The following is a 5,294-nucleotide window of genomic DNA, read 5'->3' as shown; positions in this document are numbered from 1 at the left end:
CCGCTTACGGTCTTGAAAGGGTTTCCCCCTCACGGCCCTCAGTGCCGGATATTACTTGGGTTGTTACACAAGCCCTCTTTTGAAAGGTCCGAGTTCCCGGAACGTTACGCTGGCACCGCGGAGGCTGGGTAACCCCTTGTGAGACCGTCACCCGCCTGGACGGCGGGTGATGAGCCCCCATGGATGGGTTCACGGCGTGTCTCACAAGGGGTTACCCAGGCGGAGCACTGCCTACGAAGCAAAAAGAATAGTCCTCTCCAAACATTGGGACGGTTTCTAACGTGTACAGCCGCTTCGGCACATCGACACCTCAAACCGCGACCTGTTATGTAGTTTTCGACGGCAAAGTGCTTTAGGATTCCCGAGGCGATCCCAAGCCGGTAACATACGATGGTGACAACGGACTAACTATGCCCCAGCCACCCCTGGAATACAGCGCCGCCACCCACGCGGGCCACAAGCGCGACAACAACGAAGACACGCTCCTGAGCCTGCCCGAGCGCGGCCTATGGCTCGTGGCCGACGGCATGGGTGGGCACGAAGCCGGCGAAGTCGCCAGCGCCATCGTCCGGGACACCCTGCTCGACCAACAACACAAAAGCCTCACCCAGGCCATTCAGGCCTCCCATCGGGCCGTACTCAAAGCCGCCGCCAATGGCGAAGGCGCGCCGGGCATGGGCTCCACCATCGTCGCCCTGCGCAGCCTCGGGGACGACTACGAAGTCGCCTGGGTCGGCGACAGCCGGGCCTACCTCTGGACTCACACCGAGGACGGCGGTCGACTCGAGCGACTGACCACCGATCACTCCTACGTCCAGATGCTGCTCGCCTCCGGTGTGATTGAAGAAGCGGAGGTCGAGGGCCACCCGGATAAGAACATCATCACTCAATGTCTGGGTTCCTACGAACTACAGGAGGTCAAAGTCGACTCAGTGCGCGGCCAATGGTTGAAGGACCAGTGGATTCTGCTGTGCAGCGATGGGCTCACCGACGAATTGGATGACGAAGCCCTGGCCCGCCTTCTGTTTCGATGCCGCAGCCCGCGTGCTGCCGTCAATCGGCTGATGCGCGCCGCGTTGGACGCGGGAGGTCGCGACAATATAACCCTGCAGTTGATCCAGTCACCGCTGAGCCAGCGCTCGCGCTGGAGTACGCTGTGGCAGTGGGTGCCGCATATTACCGGTCGGCGCGGCCCGGATCTGGCCCTGTATGCCACCGCCCTGCTGTCACTGGCGTTAGTGCTCTACTGGGTGGCCCGGTAATGCATATTCCCGGCTACCGCATCATTCGCAAAATCAACCAGGGCGGAATGTCCACCGTCTATCTCGCCATTCAACTGAGCGTGGGCCGAGAAGTTGCCCTGAAAGTCATGTCTCCGGCGCTCAATGGCGATCCGGTGTTCAGCGAACGTTTTCAACGCGAAGCCAATATCGTCGGGCAACTGTCGCACCCTAACATCGTCTCCATCTACGATATCGGGCGTTACAAGAACCTGAACTACATCGCCATGGACTATCTGGCCGGCGGTTCCATTCACGAAAAGATGGCCTCCGGGCTGAGCACTCAGGAAGTCCTGCGGATCACCCGGGAAATCGCCGGGGCGCTGGACCACGCCCATGAGAAAGGCTATATCCACCGGGACATCAAACCCGAGAACATTCTGTTCCGCGAAGACAACTCCGCGGTATTGTCCGACTTTGGGGTCGCCAAGACCGTCAGCTCCGCCTCCCGGATGACCAACGCCGGCACGGTGGTCGGCACGCCTCATTACATGAGCCCGGAGCAGACCCGGGGCAAACCGGTGGACGGTCGCGCCGATATTTACAGCCTGGGTGTGGTCTTTTACGAAATGCTGACCGGGCAGGTGCCCTACCAGGCGGACGAGGCGGTGGCCATCGCCATCAAGCACCTGACCGCGCCCATTCCCAAGCTCCCGCCCCAGTATCAGGCGTACCAGAAGATTCTCAATCAGTTGCTCGCCAAAGACCCGGACAATCGCTTTCAGCGGGGCCGGGATGTGATTGCGGCAATCGATGCACTGGAGGGGCCCGCCGGCCTGGGACAGACGTATTTCACCACCGCGGACTCCACCCGGGTTCAACTCCTCTCACTGTTCCGGGCACTGTTGGCGACCACGCTCGGGGCCTTGCGAGAACAGATACGCTTGGCGTGGCAGAGCCTGTGCTCGCTGCGTTGGACGCCGCGCCGCGGCCTGTACCGCCACCCACAGATCCGGGTAACCGAAATCAAGGGGCCACTGAATCCGCCCCAGGAACACACCACTGTCATTTCCACCCAGGTGCAGCAGGCGGCGCACTACCACAGCCTGTGGCGAGGACGCCGGTTAGTCTCCCGCACTCTGACCCTGGTGATACTGCTGACAGTCATCTGGGGTGCCTTCAGTTTGGCGTTGAACGAATGGGCACTGCCCGGTGAGCGCTGGCTGCCGGACCCGGTGCAGTCACTCGCTCGTCGCACCGCGCACTTGATCGCCCCGACACCGACCGAGCCCCGACCCCAGCCGGTCCGCACCACCGAGATTCCCACGACTCCGCTGGTCTTGCGTCCCGAGCCCGAAACCGAGAATCAGAGCAGCACGGAAGCATTGATGGGGATGAGACCCGAGACACCCGTGGAAACCCCGGCGGCCGCCCCACCACGCTACGAACTGCGGGTCACGCCGGAGCCGGAAAACGCCCGGGTCCGCATTCTGAACATACCGGATCGCTATTACCCGGGCATTCCCCTGTTGCCCGGGCGCTACCACATCGAAACCAGCTATGCCGGCTACGATACCGACACCCGATGGATTGAGGTGGAAGACGAGGCGGTGACGCTGCCGGTATCCCTGCGCAAAACACCGGTGGCGGGTGCAACCTTTTACAACGAGCTCCGCGACGGCGACCGGGGGCCGGAGATGGTGATCGTTCCCGCCGGTCGTTTCACCATGGGCAGCAAACTGGACAGCCGCAGCATGCCCGAACGCAATGTCCGGATTCCCCGGGCATTCGCCATCAGCCGATTTGAAATCACCTTCGCCGACTACGACAAGTTTGCCCGGGCCACGGACCGCCCGCTGCCCGACGACGAGCGCTGGGGACGAGACAACCGGCCGGTGATCAATGTGAGCTGGAACGATGCCCTGGCCTACGTAAACTGGCTCAGTGAGAGCACCGGCAAACGCTACCGCTTGCCGAGTGAGGCGGAGTGGGAGTACGCAGCGCGGGCGGGCACCCAAACCACTTTCTGGTGGGGAGAAGCTGGTGCCGACGCTGACGGACTCGCGAACTGCCGAAGGGGCTGCAACAGTGAGTACACCGGTCTCTTTTCCTCAAAAAGCGCCCCCGTGGGTTCCTATCCGGCCAATGCCTTCGGCTTGCACAGTGTCGCGGGTAATGCGGCCGAGTGGACCCAGGACTGTTACCGGAACCACTTGCTGGAAATGCCTCAGAACGGCACGCCCCTGATCACCGAAAATTGCACCGAGCGGACTATACGCGGAGGTTCGTTTGAGGATTCGGTGGGCAATATCGCCACCCATGTTCGGCGGGGTGCGCCCACTGATTATCGGGACAGTAACCTGGGGTTCCGGGTCGTGGTCGAGTTGTACTGACCGTTCGGCATCGGTAGCCCCGGATAAGGGGCCGGTGCGTCAGGGATAGACCCGGGGTTCGGGCTCAAGATCCACACCGTACTCCGCGGCAATGGAGTGACGAATCTCTTCGGCCAGAGCCAGCACTTCCCCACCGGACGCCCGGCCCGGATTGGTCAATACCAACGCCTGATGCGCGTGCACCGCCACCGGCCCACGGGCCACGCCTTTCCACCCCGCCCGCTCGATCAGCCATCCGGCGGCAAGCTTCACATGGCGCGCATCCACCGGGTAGGAGACCAGCCCGGGATGACGGACCTGCAGTTCGAGAAACTGATCCAGCCCCACCAGTGGATTCTTGAAAAAACTTCCCACATTGGGAATCTCCACCGGGTCCGGCAGTTTGCTGCGACGAATCCGGCACACTGCCTCACTCACCGCCACCGGCGTCAGTTCCGCCATGGGTATCGCGCCCACCGCTTCTTTCAACGCCGGATAAGTCACTTTCAGATGCGGTTGCCGAGACAGTTTCAAAGTCACCGATAAAATGATGTACCGGTCCTTACCGGCCCGTTTGAACAGGCTATCGCGATAACCGAATTCGCAGGCGTCTTTATCGAAGCGATGCACCTCACCGGTCGCCACATCCATGGCCTCCAGCTCCGAAAATACATCTTTCAGCTCCACACCGTAGGCACCAATATTCTGAATCGGCGCCGCCCCCACAGAGCCCGGAATCAGCGAAAGATTTTCCAGCCCCCAGTATTCGTTCGCCAGACAATACTCAACCAGTTCATGCCAGTTTTCCCCGGCGGCCACGCGAAGCCAGACGTGATGGCGATCTTCCTGAACCAGGGTTTTTCCGGTCATGCGCATATGCAGAACCAGGCCGGGAAAATCCGCACGCAACACGACATTGCTACCGCCACCGAGAATCAGAAGGGGCAGATTTCGATCCCGCGCGAACTGGCGCAACGCAGGCAGTTGCGCCTCATCCGTGACCTCCGCATAGTGCTGCGCTTTGGCCGGCACTGCCAGGGTGTTGTAGGGTTGAAGGTTGATATTCTCTTGTATATCCACGCGTTCCGAGTCTCTCATTACCGCTGAGTTTTGATGTGTTGAAGCAGACCGTCGCAGGCGCTTTCAACCAGATCGAGCACCAATTCAAAACCGTCGCCTTCACCGTAGTAGGGGTCGGGCACTTCGCGATAGTGGTCGTTGTCACCAAACTCCAGGAATAAACCGAGATGCCCACTGTAATGAGCCGGTCTCATGGCTTGCAGGTCCTGCAGGTTGCTGTGGTCCATGGCGAGGATGTAATGGTATTCGTCAAAGTCGGCCGGGTTCACCTGCCGGGCCCGAAGCTGACTGAGGTCATAGCCGCGTTTGAGCGCCGCACGCTGGGAACGCGCATCGGGCCCTTTGCCAATATGCCAGGCACCCGTGCCTGCGGAATCAATCTGGATACGTTTCTCCAATCCCGCCTGCCGGACTTTCTCTTCAAATATCCCATGGGCGGTCGGCGACCGACAGATGTTCCCCAAACACACAAATAAAACATTAACGCTCATGTTTAAACCTTTCTAATCTCTGTTTAGTACTGGTACTTTCAGCCAAGTCCGCAGCGACACCGAACACCGTTTTGGGGGACGCTACAAGCACATCCATGTGAGCTCATCGGCGCGCCATCCCTGGCGGCCGA

At 60.7% G+C, this 5,294-nt stretch carries 4 protein-coding genes; 2 read left to right on the top strand and 2 right to left on the bottom strand.

Annotation, left to right across the window (positions count from 1 at the left end; genetic code table 11):
- Nucleotides 1-410 precede the first annotated feature (410 nt).
- Nucleotides 411-1,262 (top strand): PP2C family protein-serine/threonine phosphatase, encoded by an 852-nt coding sequence (locus B3187_RS01395; protein WP_024460305.1) that lies wholly within the window; start codon nucleotides 411-413, stop codon nucleotides 1,260-1,262.
- Nucleotides 1,262-3,613 carry a bifunctional serine/threonine-protein kinase/formylglycine-generating enzyme family protein gene (locus tag B3187_RS01390; RefSeq protein WP_286804303.1) on the top strand — a complete coding sequence of 784 codons (2,352 nt, stop codon included), beginning with the start codon at nucleotides 1,262-1,264 and terminating at the stop codon, nucleotides 3,611-3,613. The genes B3187_RS01395 and B3187_RS01390 overlap by 1 nt, the downstream gene beginning before the upstream one ends.
- Nucleotides 3,614-3,652: 39 nt before the next feature.
- Here B3187_RS01390 and murB read toward each other — a convergent pair whose 3' ends face one another.
- Both murB and B3187_RS01380 read right to left on the bottom strand, forming a co-directional pair.
- The gene (gene murB / locus B3187_RS01385; protein WP_286804302.1) at nucleotides 3,653-4,672 is read right to left on the bottom strand and encodes a UDP-N-acetylmuramate dehydrogenase; all 1,020 of its coding nucleotides are present in this window, start codon (nucleotides 4,670-4,672) and stop codon (nucleotides 3,653-3,655) included.
- A 17-nt stretch (nucleotides 4,673-4,689) separates the two neighbouring features.
- Entirely contained in the window at nucleotides 4,690-5,163 is a 474-nt protein-coding gene (locus tag B3187_RS01380) for a low molecular weight protein-tyrosine-phosphatase (protein WP_286804301.1), read from the bottom strand.
- Nucleotides 5,164-5,294 lie beyond the last annotated feature (131 nt).

It is taken from the genome of Marinimicrobium sp. UBA4209 (assembly GCF_002381585.1).
GTDB lineage: Bacteria > Pseudomonadota > Gammaproteobacteria > Pseudomonadales > Cellvibrionaceae > Marinimicrobium > Marinimicrobium koreense.
The sequence above is the reverse complement of the archived record's forward strand: the minus strand, read 5'-3'. Positions and strand labels throughout refer to the sequence as shown.

Coding starts and splice junctions, on each gene's coding strand:
- B3187_RS01395 (WP_024460305.1), top strand. CDS start 411: ATGCCCCAGCCACCCCTGGAATACAGCGCCGCCACCCACGCGGGCCAC.
- B3187_RS01390 (WP_286804303.1), top strand. CDS start 1,262: ATGCATATTCCCGGCTACCGCATCATTCGCAAAATCAACCAGGGCGGA.
- B3187_RS01380 (WP_286804301.1), bottom strand. CDS start 5,163: ATGAGCGTTAATGTTTTATTTGTGTGTTTGGGGAACATCTGTCGGTCG.